The sequence below is a fragment of the Demetria terragena DSM 11295 genome (genome assembly GCF_000376825.1).
Taxonomy (GTDB): domain Bacteria; phylum Actinomycetota; class Actinomycetes; order Actinomycetales; family Dermatophilaceae; genus Demetria; species Demetria terragena.
On record NZ_AQXW01000004.1, the window covers coordinates 2,239,212 to 2,252,183 of the forward strand.

Sequence of the window (12,972 nt, forward strand, 5' to 3'; positions counted from 1 at the left end):
GTCGCTCCCGCTTGTCGATTGGCGTGCATTGGGCTCCCACAACAAGACATAATGACTTTCATGTCACCGTCAGCGACCAATTCGTCCAAGACTGGCGCTCCGAATGCCGCTGCTTCTGGACGCACTGCCGAGCTTGATGACACTGACCGTGCCCTCGTGGCGGAACTCCTCGCCGACGCCCGACTATCAATTCGCGCTATCGCTGAGCGTTTGCACATCAGCCGCGCGAACGCGTACGCACGACTCGACCGCCTCACCAGCTCCGGGGCGATCCAGGGCTTCGCCGCCCGCATCGACCCGCACCGGGTCGGGCTGACGACGACGGCGTATGTCTCGGTCAACATCGAGCAGAACACGTGGCGCCGGGTCTCGGCGGAGATGGCCCAGTTGCCCTTTGTCGACTCCATCGCACTGCTGGCCTCGGAGTTCGACGTCCTGGTGCTGGTACATGCGCCCGACAACGTCACGTTGCGCACGCTCGTGCTGGATCGCATTCAGGCGATCCCTGGGGTGACGGCGACGCGAACCTCACTCGCCTTCGAGGAGATTCGCGGGCCCGGGCCGGACTGGTCAGCCCTTCGGGGTAGGAAGTAAGGCAAACCTGCCTTACCATCGGCGTATGGCAACAGACGCAGGACTCGACCCACGGTTGGTGGAGTGTGCGCATGCCTGTTTCGATCTTGCGCGCGAAGGCGACGCGGAGCGTCTCGGCGCGATGCTCGACCGCGGGGTGCCCGTCGACCTGACCGATCCGTCCGGCAATACCCTGCTGATGCTCGCGGCCTATCACGGCCAGGCGGGTGTAGTGAGCGTTCTGCTGGAGCGCGGCGCCGACGTGAACCGCCTCAACGATCGCGGCCAGTCACCGATCGCCGGTGCGGTATTCAAGGGTGAGGACACCGTGGTGTGGCTACTCATGGATGCGGGCGCAGACCTTGATCTTGGCTCGCCGTCAGCGCGGGAGACGGCACTTCTTTTTGGTCGCGGCGAACTCATCAGTTAACGACTCGGGAGGCCCGGCCGGAAGTAGGTTAACCGGCGGGCACGCCCGCCGGGTGGGGCAGTTGGTAGTGACTGGCGTTGCGTAAAACGCAACTCTGCCCGAGGAATCTCAATATGCAAGAAGCCCCGTAACGACCCTTGATCGGCCAGTGCCGCTGTGAAACGTCCGTGATTGGAAGGCCGGTCGAATGACTGCTTTTGGGTGTGGGGTGGGAGCACACGCAGTAGCTGCGCCAACAAATGCTGGCATGGAGCCCGGATTTACCGCAATTAAAGTAGCCGACTCCCTCCAGTGGGCCACTGTCGGTGGGCTTAACTTCAGAAGACATTGAACGAGTGAAGGCGAGTGTTGGAGTCGACAGCACGGCCGTCCAGCTTTCGAGCATTCGTTCCGTGCGCGTTGATGCGGACCGGCAGGTTGAATTTCAGGGCAAGGATGGGCGTGTTGTTAAGGGAGGTTGGTTCGACGACGGTTTTTGTGTTCCACTCGTGACCGCTGGCCTCCTCGCCCTTGGGACGGCCGTGGTTGCGGGTCTGGCTGCGACGGGTGGCTTTACGGTTGCAGGCTTTTTCGTGAGTCAGGCGACCGGAAACGCATTGGCTAGCGCGCTGGCTGCTGGGTCAGCCCTGGAGGGGATCGTTGCTCATTCGATCTGTTGACTTTTAGTTCAGCCTGTGACCACAAATTGGAGGACTTGTGTCTGACGCAGAAAGTGTGCTTGTTCTGGTAGGCGTAGGTTTTGTCCTCGCCTCGGTCGGCACCATGTGGGCTAGCCAGAAAGGTGGGGCGTCTCGCCGCACACAGTTGTTAACCTTGACGACTCAGTTGCTCCTAGGATTCGCATTAGGGATTTGGTTCGCCGTGGTCTTCATGGGAGTCGTGGCCTGAATTCCTAGCGCACGATCTGTATCGGTAAACGGCCTTTAGATATATTCTCTGCCAGTCTGTAGGCCGACTCATGTGAGGTCAGGGTTCATCCTCGTACAGGAACCCATTGATTCGGGCAGTCGATTTGTTACCGTCATGAGTGCTGAACTCATGACCCGAACGTCCAGGAGGTCGTCGATATGTGGCCGTTCCGTCGGGAGCAGGAACGCGAAAGCGTTCCGCTCCTCCTGCCCGAACCGCTGGCTGCTGAGGTAGATGCCCTGCTCGTGCAGGACCAATACCACGACGCGATCAAGTTGGTGCGCAAATCAACCGGCGCTGGTTTAGTCGTGGGGGTCCAAGCCGTTGACCACCGGCGAGAGCTCCTCGGTGGCGTGTGACGAGGTTCTGAGTGCGAGGCGTCAGTCCGGGTCTTCGACGACCCGGACTGACGCTCGTACGTACATCGAACTCGACTCCACCAGATCGAGGTAGACCGGCGCCCCGCCAGGTCGATCAAAGAGTCGAACACCATCGCCGAGGAGCACGGGCGTGAGGTAGACGAGGACTTCGTCGAGTAGCCCGAGTTCTAAGCACTGTCGCGCGACGTTCGCGCCAAGCACACTCACGACTTTGTCGCCCGCTGCGGCTTTGGCCAAAGAGATCGCAGTCTCCACGTCGTCGATGAACGTCACGTCTGGCGTGGGGATGTCCGGGAGGCGGTGAGTGAGAACGAACATGGGTCCGCCGTACTGCCCGTCGTAGGCGCCTTCCTTGTCCGTGGCGGCATGGGGATCGTCGCCGTCATAGGTGCGACGTCCGCACAGGACCGCGCCCACCCTGTGGACTAACGGGTTGGTCCCGGTCTCGCTGTGGGGTTCGTCTTCGGGTGGGGTGGACGCGCCGCTGAGCCAGGACATGTCTCCTCCGGCTCCGGCGATGAAGCCGTCCAAAGACATGGCGCACTGATATTGCACGGTGCTCATGGAGGTACCTCCGCTAGGCGATGCGTTCGTCGGTGCTTGCGGGTCGCAGTCGGATCGTAAGTGGAAATGTGGGTCGCGAGGTCTGCGGACGTCCTGGCTGCCGTGCCCTTTCCCTAAGTCGCTCACTCGTCTGGGCCCGGTGGCTCAAAGATGTCTTCAATGGCGCATCCAAAATGCCGGGCGAGGCGGAACGCCAGTGGGAGGGAGGGGTCGTAGCGCCCCTTCTCCAAGGAGATGACGGTCTGGCGGGAGACACCCAGCGCTTCGGCAAGAGCCTGCTGCGACTGGCCGCTTGCGGCGCGAAGTGCGCTGATGGTGTTGCGCATCAGGATTCCCGGCGCTTGATGAGGAAGTAGCTCACGGCATAGCTGCCCAAGCCGACGACGGCGACATGAGCGGTGCCCAGGTGTTCCAGCCACGAGACGCCGATAGCTTGGCCGAAGAGGCTGATCGCGATCAGGATGACGATGGTGGCAGTCCAGGCTGGCAGGCCGGCTTGTTCGGCCCAGTGCGCCTCGACGTTGTGCCGCGCTGCCTCCTGTGCTTCATTCATCACGCGGCGGTTCAGGAGTAGGTAATAGACCCCAGCGGCCAGGATCGGCCCGCAAGCCGCCGCATAGGCGAACACCGAGACCCACAGCGGCTTGTCAGGATGAGCGTTGGACATTCCGAGGCCGATGAGTGCGCCGGTGCTGATGCCGAGCACCGTCGCGAGGGTGATCTTTGCGAACGGTTTCATGGTGTTGCCTCTCGTGGTCGCGACTGGACGCTAAGTAAAGCGTCATTGACGTTAAGCAACCTTGACACTTGGGCATGGACGATGTCAAGCGTCCTTGTCATGACCCCGTCGTGGCGGTATCGAACCTTGAGCGTTCGCTCGCGTGACAAACCCGGCGTGCGCCAAGATGGCGTCCGTGCCAGTTCGCAGACGCCTCCTCGCCCTCGTCGCCATCACGACAATGGGCACTGCTTCCTGCAGCGCTGGGGCGGGCAACGTTCCCGACGGCGCTGGTGTCGGGGAGGGTCAGCGGAACGTACGCATCGGGTTGGCGGCCGAACCGACGAGCCTGGACTTCACCAAGAACGACGGCGTCGCGATCCCGCAGGTCGAGCTCGGCAACATCTACGAGACGCTCGTGAAACAGAGTCAGAATGGCGATCTGGTGCCAGGCCTCGCGAAGGGGTGGACCGTCTCGAAGGATCGCAAAACCTATGTCTTCACCCTGTGGCCCGGTGTGAAGTTCAGCGACGGCAGCGCGTTCACGGCAGCGGACGCAGTCTGGTCAATCAACCAAGTGAAGTCGGACGCTTGGACGATCTCGCTCAAGGCCGGCATGGACCCGGTCAAGAAGGCCGAAGCGGTCAGTCCCACCCGGTTGAAAGTCACGTTGAAGCAGCCCAGCAACTCCTGGCTTTATGCGATGACGACGCGCATCGGCGCGATGTTCCCCGAAGGCGCGAAGGATCTGGCGACTAAGCCAGTCGGCACCGGGCCGTTTGTCTTCTCCCACTGGAAGCGCGGCGACTCAATTGTGTTGCGTCGCAACGAAAATTACTGGGGCAAGCAGCCGTACTTCAAGAGCGTCGCGCTGCTGTACTTCAAGGACAGCATCTCCGCGAACAACGCCATGAAGTCGCGGACGATCGACGTCTTAGGCACGGTGCAGGCGCCAGAAACGATGAGCGAGTTTCCGAGCGATGACTTCACTATCGTTGAGGGCACGACGAACTCAGAAGTGGTGCTGTCGATGAACGCCTCGACCGCGCCCTTCAATGACAAACGGGTGCGGCTCGCAGCACGGCACGCGATCAACAAGAAGAGCCTGATCGACACCTGCTGGGCGGGTTACGGCAAGCAGATTGGGTCGATGGTGCCGCCCACCGACCCTTGGTACGAAGATCTCACCGGCGTCACGCCGTATGACCCGGCGAAGGCCAAGCGCCTCCTGAAGCAGTCTGGCAAGGCGGACAAGCCCGTGCGTCTGCGATTGCCGAGCCTGCCGTATGCCGCCTCGTGCGGGCCCGTCGTCAAGAGCGCGCTTGAGCAGGTCGGGTTCACCGTCAAGGTTGATGTCCTGGAGTTCCCGGCCGCGTGGCTGACGTCGGTTCTGACGGGCAGCGACTATGAGCTGTCGATGATTGCGCACGCCGAACCCCGTGACATGGCAGCCGTTTTCGGCAACCCCGACTACTACACGCACTTCCAGAACCCACAGATGGCCACGTTGCTGAAGCGCGCCGACACCGGAACCCCGAACCAGCAGATTGAGGCGATGAAGAGCGCCGGCCGGCTCATCGCGCAGGAAGGCGCGGCCGACTTTTTGTTCGTGCTGCCCAACCTCATAGTGTCCGACAAAGACATCACGGGACTGCCGGAGAACTCGATCACCGAGGGCTTCGATCTCGCGGCGTTGAAGAGGTCCTGATGGTGCTGCGATTCCTGACACGCCTCGGTGTCCTGTTGATCAGTCTGGCGGTGAGCAGCGTGGTGGTTTTCGGTTTCATGGCGGTCCTGCCGGGCAGTCCCGCCCGCGTCGCGCTGGGTGTCGGAGCCACCGACGAAGCGGTCGCCGCGATGGAGAAAACCTACGGGCTCGATCAGTCTCTTCCTGCCCAATACCTTGACTGGGTCAGCGGATTGGTGCGCTTTGACCTAGGGGAGTCCTACATCTCCGGAGCGGCCATCGGACCGCAAGTGTGGGACCGCTTCCAGGTAACGCTCTGGCTGGTGGTGTGCGCGATCGTTCTCGCGCTGGTGGTGGCTGTTCCGCTCGGCACGCTCATGGCCGTACGCCACCGCAACCTCAGCGGAATGCTGTTGTCGGCCTTTTCCCAGCTCGGGGTCGCGATCCCGGCTTTCCTCGCCGCGCTGCTGCTAGTGGCAGTCTTCGCGGTCGGGCTGAACTGGTTGCCTAGCGGTGGATGGACGCCACCCGCGTACGACCCTGTCTTGTTCTTGAAACAGCTTGTGCTCCCGGTGATTTCACTGGCCCTGGTGCAGGCCGCTGTGCTCGCGCGCTACGTCCGCTCGGCGGTGCTGGACGTGATGCGCGAGGACTACATCCGCACCGCGCGCGCCAAGGGCCTCACGCCGATGCGGGCGCTCACGAGGCATGGTTTGCGCAACGCGGCCATCCCGGTGGTGACTGTTCTTGGACTGCAGTTGGCCACCCTGCTGATCGGGGCCGTTGTCGTGGAGCGCGTCTTCGCAATCCCGGGTCTGGGCAGCGGCCTGCTCGATGCCGTCGCACAGCGCGACCTGATCCTCGTGCAAGACATCGTCATGCTGCTGGTCGCGGCCGTCCTGGTGATCAACTTCGTTGTTGACCTGCTCTATGCCCTGATTGACCCACGACTGCGAGGTGCAGCATGAGCCATAACGCGCCACTAACGCTGGTCGAGGCCGGTGAGCGGGCTAGCGCGAGTCGTGTCGAGGCCTTGGTGGGTGGTCTCGATACGGCGGGTCACTGCGTTCCCGCCTACTCGACCGGCGTTGGTCTCGCGAGTCGTGTCGAGTGGTCTCGATGCGGCGGGTCACTGCGTTCCCGCCTACTCGACCGGCGTTGGTCTCGCGAGTCGTGTCGAGTGGCCTCGATGCGGCGGGTCACTGCGTTCCCGCCTACTCGACCGCCGTTGGGCTCGCGGGTCGTGTCGAGGCCTTGGGCGTTGGTCTCGATCAGAGGTGGCGGTGATGGGTGATGCGTAACCTGCGCGCTCGACTCAACCCGTCGCTGCTGGTGGGCGTCCTGCTGGTCAGCCTGGTCGTCGGCGCGGCGCTGTTGTCGTTTGTCTGGGTGCCCTATCCGCCGGATCTGGTGGTGCCAGAAGATCGTCTCGCGGGGATGTTCTCCGACGGGCACCTGCTCGGGACCGACAAGCTCGGTCGAGACACGCTCTCCCAAATCCTGGTGGGAGCCCGCACGACTTTGCTGGTCGGCATCGTCGCGGTCGGTGTGGCGGCTGTGGTGGGCGTACCACTTGGGCTGCTGGCCGCCATGACCTGGCCATGGTTGGGCAACCTCATCATGCGGGCAAGCGACCTGGTGCTGGCGTTCCCGGCGCTGCTGCTGGCCATCATGCTGGCAGCGGTTTACGGCGGCAGCGTCGTCACCGCGATGGTCGCCATTGGCATCGCCACGGTTCCGGCGTTCGCCCGAGTCGTGCGTAGTGGCGCGCTGACCGTGCTCACGCAGGATTATGTGTTGGCCGCGCGAGTCGCTGGACGCGGCAAGTTGGCTATCGCACTGCGCCACGTCCTGCCCAACGTCACCAGCCTGATCATCGTCCAAGCTTCCGTTGCTTTCGCCATCGCCATCCTCGCCGAGGCGGCGCTGTCGTTCCTTGGTCTTGGCGCGCCACCTGATGTTCCATCCTGGGGGCGGATGCTGCAGGAGAGCCAGTCGATGCTGTCCCAGGCGCCGCGGCTTGCGCTCATTCCCGGTGCCGCGATCGCGGTCGCCGTGCTCGGGTTCAACCTGCTCGGCGACGGATTGCGCGACCTGCTCGATCCGCGACTGGCCAAGACTTCCGAGGAGGCACGATGACCACCCCGGTGCTCGAGGCCCGCAACCTGGTCGTACGCGCCGGGCAGCGATCCCTGGTCCGTGGCGTTGATCTGACCGTTGGTGCAGGCGAACGCGTGGGACTCATTGGAGAGTCCGGGTCGGGCAAGTCCCTGACGTCCCTGGCGTTGCTGGGGCTGCTGCCTGAAGGGCTGACCGCCACAGGCGAGGTCGTCGTCGACGGTGTTGAGGGCAACCTGCTGGAGGCATCGGAAACAACCTTGGCGAGCCTGCGCGGACATCGGATGTCGATGATCTTCCAAGAGCCGATGACCGCGCTGAATCCCACCATGCGAGTAGGGAATCAGGTCGCCGAGGTCATGCTGATCCACGGCACCAGGCAGGGACGAAAAGCCGCGCGCCAGGCGGCCATCGCCTTGCTCGACGACGTCGGTCTGCCCTCACCGGCCGAGGCGGCGAAGGCATACCCACACCAGTTGTCCGGCGGCCAGCGCCAACGCGTGGTCGCCGCCATCGCGCTCGCGAACGACCCGGACTTGCTCATCTGTGATGAACCGACGACCGCGCTGGATGTCACCGTGCAGGCGTTGGTGCTCGACCTCATCACGCGGGGCATCGCGCAACGCGATGCCGCGATGCTGTTTATTTCCCACGACCTGGCGGTGGTGGCGACAGTCTGCGATCAGGTGTTGGTCATGACGGACGGGAAAGTCGTGGAACGCGGACCGACCAGTGAGGTGCTGGCCAGGCCGCAGCATGAGTACACCCAGAAATTGCTTGCCGCCTCCGACCTATCGAAGGGGGCGTCATGACCGCCGAACGGCCCCTCGTGCGTCTCCACGACGTACGCCGCGACTACCGCCGGCAGCGGACCTCGCTGTTCCGTCCTGCGCCAGTGGTTTCGGCGTTGCGTGGTATTTCGTTGGATATCCCGGCCGGTAGCCGGTTCGGGATCGTCGGGGAGTCCGGGTCCGGGAAATCGACTCTGCTGCGCATCCTCGCCGGGCTGGACCGTCCGACCTCGGGCACGGTCGAGATCGATGGGCGCGACATTGCGGGTGTGAGCGAGAAGAAGCTCGGGTTCCTTCGGGACCAGATGCAGTTGGTGCTCCAGGACCCGATGGGTTCGCTCAATCCACGCATGCGGGTCCGGGACATTGTTGCCGAGCCGCTGGTCGCCCAGGGCAAGCCACATGACGCGAAACGGATCGCAGAGCTGCTGGAATCGGTTGGCCTGCCGTCGGATTCAGCGCGTCGATACCCGCACCAGTTCTCCGGCGGCCAGCGACAACGCATCTCAATCGCACGTGCCTTGGCACCCGAGCCGAGCATCCTGCTGGCGGACGAACCGGTGAGCGCGCTCGATGTGTCGGTGCGCGCCACTGTCCTGGAACTCATGCTGGACCTCGTTGATCGGCTCGACCTGACGCTGATCTTCGTCTCGCACGACCTGTCCGTGGTGCGCTATGTCTGTGATCAGGTCGCGGTCATGAAGTCGGGCGAGGTGGTTGAGGCAGGGCCGACGGCACAACTGTATGACCACCCACAGCATGACTACACCCGTTCCCTGGTTGCGGCCATCCCCAGCTTGAACGACGCGCTCGCTGGCCGGTCTGCTGCCGACCTGGCGGCAGGGGTGCGACAGGATGTCTGAGATGAGCTCTGCGCTAACGGGATCCACGAATTCGCTGCACGATGTGGCAGGCCTGCGTGTTGGTCACGCGCAGCGGATGGGTGAAGGGTGGCTCAGCGGGACAACCTGTGTGCTGGCCGGGGACGATGGCGCCATCGCGGGTGTTGACGTCCGTGGCGGCGGGCCGGGAACGCGCGAGACCGACGCGTTGGACCCGCGCAACCTGGTGGAACGCGTGCACGCGGTCGTGCTGACCGGCGGAAGCGCATATGGGCTCGACGCAGCGGGCGGCGTGATGCAGCGATTGGAGGGTACCGGGATAGGGCTGCCCATCGGCGGTGGCGTGGTGCCGATCGTGCCGACCGCGGTGCTCTTCGACCTAGGTCGGGGAGGTGATTTCGCGGCTCGTCCCGACGCCAGAATGGGCGCGGAGGCGTACGACGCAGCAGCGGCTGCCTCATCAGACTCGGCGTGCGCGATCGGTGTCATCGGCGCCGGAACGGGCGCCAAGGCAGGCGGACTCAAAGGGGGGATCGGGTCAGCCAGCACGGTGCTGCCCGACGGCACCACCGTGGCGGCGCTCGTTGCAGTTAATGCTCTTGGCTCCGCGGTAGATCCGCGCACCGGTGAGTTGTATGCGACCCGCTTCGGCATGCCAGGCGAGTTTCCTGCGATGGGGCCCGCCGACCCGGAGGAATTGGCGGCAGCTCGGCAGCTCGCTCGCGATCGCTCCGAACAGGAGAGCTCCCCGACGCCGTACGCCATGGCGACAACGATTGGCGTGGTCGCGACCGACGCGACGTTGACCAAGGCGCAGTGCCAAAAGATGGCAGGAGTCGGTCATGACGGCCTCGCTCGCGCGGTGAACCCGGTGCACACCATGTTTGACGGTGACACGATCTTTGGATTGTCGACCGCTCGACGAGACCCGTTGGATCTCTATGGTTTTCACGATCTTCTGGAAGCAGCGGGTGACTGCTTCACTCGCGCCGTCGGGCACGCAATGCTGGCGGCGGAGACGGTGACAGGCACCCAGGAGTGGCGTTCCTATCGTGACGCGCTCCCGTCCGCATTTGCTGTCGAGACCTCGACAGGCGTTGTGAGCAAAGGAAATTGATGACATTCGAGTGGCCAGACGGTCTTCCCATTGGCGAGGTGTGGACGGCAACGACCGACACCCGCGACATCCATTTTCCTTTTGACGGATCGGTTGTGGCCCAAGCGCCCGAAGGCGATGCCGAACTGGCGCGGCGGGCAATCGACGCCGCCGATGCCGTGAAGCGACGCGTAGCCAGGATCTCGTCATACGCTCGCCGGGCGGTCCTTCGTCAGGTTCATGCTGAACTCGCAGATAAGCGAAGCGAGTTCGAGAACCTGCTCGTGCTGGAGACGGGCAAGCCACTCCTCGACTGCCGGGTCGAGGTGGACCGAACCTTGCTGACCTTGGAGACATCCGCTGAGGAAGTCGCCCGACTGCACGGAGAGACGGTGCCGCTGGACCTGCTGCCTAGCGGTGACGGCTTGATGGGCTTCTGGCAGCGCAAGCCGATCGGTGTGGTGGTCGGGATCGCTGGCTATAACTACCCGCTACTGCTGGCTGCCCATAAGGTTGCCCCGGCGTTTGCTGCCGGGTGCCCGGTCGTGGTGAAACCCGCGGAGCCGACGCCCCTGGCGACATTGTGGTTGGTGCACCTTATGCGCGAGGCGCTCATCCAGCACGAACTTCCGTTGGCGGCAGTGCAGTTGGTGACCGGCGACGCGGCTGTTGGGCAGGCGCTCACCACCGACTCGCGGGTGTCGGCTGTGTCGTTCACGGGGTCGGCTGGAGTTGGTCACGCCATTGCGAAGGCGGCTGCGCCGACCAAGGTGTTGTTGGAGTTGGGGTCCAACTCGGCGCTCGTGGTAGCCGAGGATGCCGACGTGGATGCGGCCGCGGCGGCGGTTGTGCGAGGCGGTTACTACGCCTCTGGCCAAGCGTGCATCTCGGTTCAGCGGGTAATCGTGGTCGACTCGGCGCGGGAGGCCTTCATCGACCGGCTGCGCTCGCGTATCGGTGATGTGGTCGTCGGCGATCCGCGCGATGAAGCGACTCGGGTGAGTTCGCTTATCGATGAGCGTTCCACTCAGCGGGTGCTCGACTGGGTCGAAGAGGCCGTCGAGGCTGGCGCCGAACTCGCGGCTGGAGGGGCAAGGACAGAACGCTCCATCCAGCCGACCATCCTGCTCAATGTGCGTGCTGGGCAACAGATCTGGGAGGAAGAAGTCTTCGGGCCGGTGGTGTGCGTACGCACCGTTGCGGACCTCGATGAAGCCTTCGACCTGGTCAATGACTCGCGCTACGGCCTGCAGGCCAGTGTGTTCACCTCGTCGCTAGCAGCGGCCCACCGGGCAATCGACGAACTCGAAGTGGGCGGCGTCGTCATCAACGAGGTCCCCGGATTCCGATCGGATGTCATGCCGTATGGCGGGGTTAAGGACTCCGGTATCGGCCGGGAGGGTCCGCGTTTTGCGATCGAGGAACTCACGGTCACGCGGATGGCGATCATCCGTAGTTCCACAACCTGACGACCACCACCTGTCCGCTGCCGGGCGGGGGATTGCCTACGCTGAGCGCTATGGACTACCCCACGATGTTTGATCTCACCGGCAAGCGCGCTGTCGTTGTCGGCGGTGCCGGAGGCATTGGGAGCGAGGTCGTTGCAGGACTGCGGGCGCACGGCGCGGAGGTCGTCATCGCCGACATTGTCGATAGCGCCGACTACATTCTGAATGTCCTTGATGAAGAAGCCATTTCGCAGGCGGCGCACGATCTCGACCCAGTCGATGTGCTCGTATTGACGGCCGCGACGAATGTGCGAAAGCGGATGCTCGACTACACCTCTGAGGAGTTCAGCAAGGTCATCGACCTCAACCTGCGTAGTTCTTTCGACCTCATCCGACTCTTCGGCGCACGGATGGCGAAGCGTGGCAGCGGAAGCATCATTGCGTTCACCTCGATCCGCGCAGTGACCGTTGAGCCAGGGCAGGGCGCGTACGCCGCCACCAAGGCCGGCGTCATGCAACTGGTACGCACCGCCGCGGCCGAGCTGGGGCCCGACGGTGTGCGCGTCAACGCGATCGCTCCAGGCGTGGTGGAGACACCCCTGACCGAGCAGATCCGCGCGAATCCCGAGTGGGGACAGGCCTATGCGAGCAAGAGCGCCCTTGGACGTTGGGCGCGGCCGGAGGAGTTTGCGGGAGCTGCCGTCTATCTGGCGAGCGAGGCGGCGTCTTTCGTCACCGGCTCACAACTGTTCGTCGATGGCGGCTGGACCGCGATCGATGGGCGTTACACGCCCCCGGACTGATTCCATTCGTCACGCGAGATCGCGTAGACGACCTCGCCGTGTTCGATTCCCGGCAGCGGGTCCTCGAAGTCCTCGTGGAAGGTATGCCAGTAGGTCATCCCGATAGACCGCATTACGGCACGGGAACCCTCGTTCACCGCCATCGTCTCGGCAGTGACCCGTGGCAGGTCGAGGCCGACGAAGGCATACCGCAGCAGTTCGCGAGAGCCCTCGCTTGCCAACCCCTGTCGCCACCACTTTCGGCGTAGCCGATAGCCGAGGACGCCATCGCCCGGGTCGCCCTTCTCCGGGCGGTCCGGCTCAACCAACAACCACCATCCGACGAACTCCTCTCCCACGAAGCCACACCAGAAGCCGCGCCCGTCCGCGGCCCGCTCTGGGTCCAGGCGCGATGGCATGCGTGCCTCAACCTCGGCGCGACTGAGCGCGCGACCGTACAGATAACGCAGCACTTCCGGGTCGCTGTCCAGTTCGACCAGGTGCTCGAGGTGGTCTGCCCGCAACGGCTGCAAGGTGAGCCGTTCAGTGCGCAGAACGGGTTGGGTCATGTCACCCGACTCTAGTCATCACGCGCACGCATCGGCTTCCAGGTCGATTCCCGCCACGCAGACCT

At 63.9% G+C, this 12,972-nt stretch carries 16 protein-coding genes; 12 read left to right on the forward strand and 4 right to left on the reverse strand.

Annotated features, from left to right (window positions below; translation table 11 throughout):
• The first annotated feature begins 60 nt into the window (after window positions 1-60).
• The 4 genes from F562_RS0115045 to F562_RS19510 all read left to right on the forward strand — a co-directional run bounded on the left by F562_RS0115045 (window position 61) and on the right by F562_RS19510 (window position 2,271).
• On the forward strand, window positions 61-594 hold the full coding sequence (locus F562_RS0115045) for an Lrp/AsnC family transcriptional regulator (protein WP_018157800.1): 534 nt from the start codon (window positions 61-63) through the stop codon (window positions 592-594).
• A 25-nt stretch (window positions 595-619) separates the two neighbouring features.
• On the forward strand, window positions 620-1,003 hold the full coding sequence (locus F562_RS0115050; RefSeq protein ID WP_018157801.1) for an ankyrin repeat domain-containing protein: 384 nt from the start codon (window positions 620-622) through the stop codon (window positions 1,001-1,003).
• A gap of 392 nt (window positions 1,004-1,395) precedes the next feature.
• Window positions 1,396-1,662: a hypothetical protein gene (locus tag F562_RS0115055; protein WP_156822684.1), complete on the forward strand. Its 267-nt coding sequence runs from the start codon at window positions 1,396-1,398 to the stop codon at window positions 1,660-1,662.
• A gap of 408 nt (window positions 1,663-2,070) precedes the next feature.
• Window positions 2,071-2,271 carry a hypothetical protein gene (locus F562_RS19510; protein ID WP_018157804.1) on the forward strand — a complete coding sequence of 67 codons (201 nt, stop codon included), beginning with the start codon at window positions 2,071-2,073 and terminating at the stop codon, window positions 2,269-2,271.
• A 21-nt stretch (window positions 2,272-2,292) separates the two neighbouring features.
• Here F562_RS19510 and F562_RS0115070 read toward each other — a convergent pair whose 3' ends face one another.
• From F562_RS0115070 to F562_RS0115080, 3 genes are all read right to left on the reverse strand, one after another.
• Window positions 2,293-2,856 carry a dihydrofolate reductase family protein gene (locus F562_RS0115070; protein ID WP_018157805.1) on the reverse strand — a complete coding sequence of 188 codons (564 nt, stop codon included), beginning with the start codon at window positions 2,854-2,856 and terminating at the stop codon, window positions 2,293-2,295.
• A gap of 122 nt (window positions 2,857-2,978) precedes the next feature.
• Window positions 2,979-3,182 carry a helix-turn-helix transcriptional regulator gene (locus F562_RS0115075; RefSeq protein ID WP_018157806.1) on the reverse strand — a complete coding sequence of 68 codons (204 nt, stop codon included), beginning with the start codon at window positions 3,180-3,182 and terminating at the stop codon, window positions 2,979-2,981.
• Window positions 3,182-3,595, reverse strand: coding sequence for a hypothetical protein (locus tag F562_RS0115080; protein WP_018157807.1), 414 nt, complete (start codon window positions 3,593-3,595; stop codon window positions 3,182-3,184). Before F562_RS0115080 ends, F562_RS0115075 begins: the two co-directional genes overlap by 1 nt.
• Before the next feature lie 166 nt (window positions 3,596-3,761).
• Here F562_RS0115080 and F562_RS0115085 point away from each other — a divergent pair, with 166 nt between their 5' ends.
• From F562_RS0115085 to F562_RS0115120, 8 genes are all read left to right on the forward strand, one after another.
• Entirely contained in the window at window positions 3,762-5,282 is a 1,521-nt protein-coding gene (locus F562_RS0115085) for an ABC transporter substrate-binding protein (protein ID WP_018157808.1), read from the forward strand.
• Window positions 5,282-6,229, forward strand: a complete 948-nt coding sequence (locus F562_RS0115090) for an ABC transporter permease (protein ID WP_018157809.1) — start codon at window positions 5,282-5,284, stop codon at window positions 6,227-6,229. Before F562_RS0115085 ends, F562_RS0115090 begins: the two co-directional genes overlap by 1 nt.
• 325 nt (window positions 6,230-6,554) lie before the next feature.
• On the forward strand, window positions 6,555-7,400 hold the full coding sequence (locus F562_RS0115095; RefSeq protein ID WP_018157810.1) for an ABC transporter permease: 846 nt from the start codon (window positions 6,555-6,557) through the stop codon (window positions 7,398-7,400).
• Window positions 7,397-8,191: an ABC transporter ATP-binding protein gene (locus tag F562_RS21245; protein WP_018157811.1), complete on the forward strand. Its 795-nt coding sequence runs from the start codon at window positions 7,397-7,399 to the stop codon at window positions 8,189-8,191. The genes F562_RS0115095 and F562_RS21245 overlap by 4 nt, the downstream gene beginning before the upstream one ends.
• Window positions 8,188-9,033, forward strand: coding sequence for an ATP-binding cassette domain-containing protein (locus F562_RS21250; protein WP_018157812.1), 846 nt, complete (start codon window positions 8,188-8,190; stop codon window positions 9,031-9,033). Before F562_RS21245 ends, F562_RS21250 begins: the two co-directional genes overlap by 4 nt.
• Window position 9,034: 1 nt before the next feature.
• The gene (locus F562_RS19515) at window positions 9,035-10,129 is read left to right on the forward strand and encodes a P1 family peptidase (protein ID WP_051080177.1); all 1,095 of its coding nucleotides are present in this window, start codon (window positions 9,035-9,037) and stop codon (window positions 10,127-10,129) included.
• Window positions 10,129-11,577 (forward strand): aldehyde dehydrogenase family protein, encoded by a 1,449-nt coding sequence (locus tag F562_RS0115115; protein WP_018157814.1) that lies wholly within the window; start codon window positions 10,129-10,131, stop codon window positions 11,575-11,577. Before F562_RS19515 ends, F562_RS0115115 begins: the two co-directional genes overlap by 1 nt.
• Before the next feature lie 50 nt (window positions 11,578-11,627).
• A complete protein-coding gene (locus F562_RS0115120) occupies window positions 11,628-12,359 on the forward strand; it encodes an SDR family NAD(P)-dependent oxidoreductase (protein WP_018157815.1) in 732 nt (243 codons plus the stop codon).
• Here F562_RS0115120 and F562_RS0115125 read toward each other — a convergent pair.
• Window positions 12,341-12,907: a GNAT family N-acetyltransferase gene (locus F562_RS0115125; RefSeq protein ID WP_018157816.1), complete on the reverse strand. Its 567-nt coding sequence runs from the start codon at window positions 12,905-12,907 to the stop codon at window positions 12,341-12,343. The genes F562_RS0115120 and F562_RS0115125 overlap by 19 nt on opposite strands.
• Window positions 12,908-12,972: the final 65 nt, after the last annotated feature.

Coding starts and splice junctions, on each gene's coding strand:
- F562_RS0115045 (WP_018157800.1), top strand. CDS start 61: ATGTCACCGTCAGCGACCAATTCGTCCAAGACTGGCGCTCCGAATGCC.
- F562_RS0115050 (WP_018157801.1), top strand. CDS start 620: ATGGCAACAGACGCAGGACTCGACCCACGGTTGGTGGAGTGTGCGCAT.
- F562_RS19510 (WP_018157804.1), top strand. CDS start 2,071: ATGTGGCCGTTCCGTCGGGAGCAGGAACGCGAAAGCGTTCCGCTCCTC.
- F562_RS0115070 (WP_018157805.1), bottom strand. CDS start 2,856: ATGAGCACCGTGCAATATCAGTGCGCCATGTCTTTGGACGGCTTCATC.
- F562_RS0115075 (WP_018157806.1), bottom strand. CDS start 3,182: ATGCGCAACACCATCAGCGCACTTCGCGCCGCAAGCGGCCAGTCGCAG.
- F562_RS0115080 (WP_018157807.1), bottom strand. CDS start 3,595: ATGAAACCGTTCGCAAAGATCACCCTCGCGACGGTGCTCGGCATCAGC.
- F562_RS0115085 (WP_018157808.1), top strand. CDS start 3,762: ATGGCGTCCGTGCCAGTTCGCAGACGCCTCCTCGCCCTCGTCGCCATC.
- F562_RS0115090 (WP_018157809.1), top strand. CDS start 5,282: ATGGTGCTGCGATTCCTGACACGCCTCGGTGTCCTGTTGATCAGTCTG.
- F562_RS0115095 (WP_018157810.1), top strand. CDS start 6,555: ATGCGTAACCTGCGCGCTCGACTCAACCCGTCGCTGCTGGTGGGCGTC.
- F562_RS21245 (WP_018157811.1), top strand. CDS start 7,397: ATGACCACCCCGGTGCTCGAGGCCCGCAACCTGGTCGTACGCGCCGGG.
- F562_RS21250 (WP_018157812.1), top strand. CDS start 8,188: ATGACCGCCGAACGGCCCCTCGTGCGTCTCCACGACGTACGCCGCGAC.
- F562_RS19515 (WP_051080177.1), top strand. CDS start 9,035: ATGAGCTCTGCGCTAACGGGATCCACGAATTCGCTGCACGATGTGGCA.
- F562_RS0115115 (WP_018157814.1), top strand. CDS start 10,129: ATGACATTCGAGTGGCCAGACGGTCTTCCCATTGGCGAGGTGTGGACG.
- F562_RS0115120 (WP_018157815.1), top strand. CDS start 11,628: ATGGACTACCCCACGATGTTTGATCTCACCGGCAAGCGCGCTGTCGTT.
- F562_RS0115125 (WP_018157816.1), bottom strand. CDS start 12,907: ATGACCCAACCCGTTCTGCGCACTGAACGGCTCACCTTGCAGCCGTTG.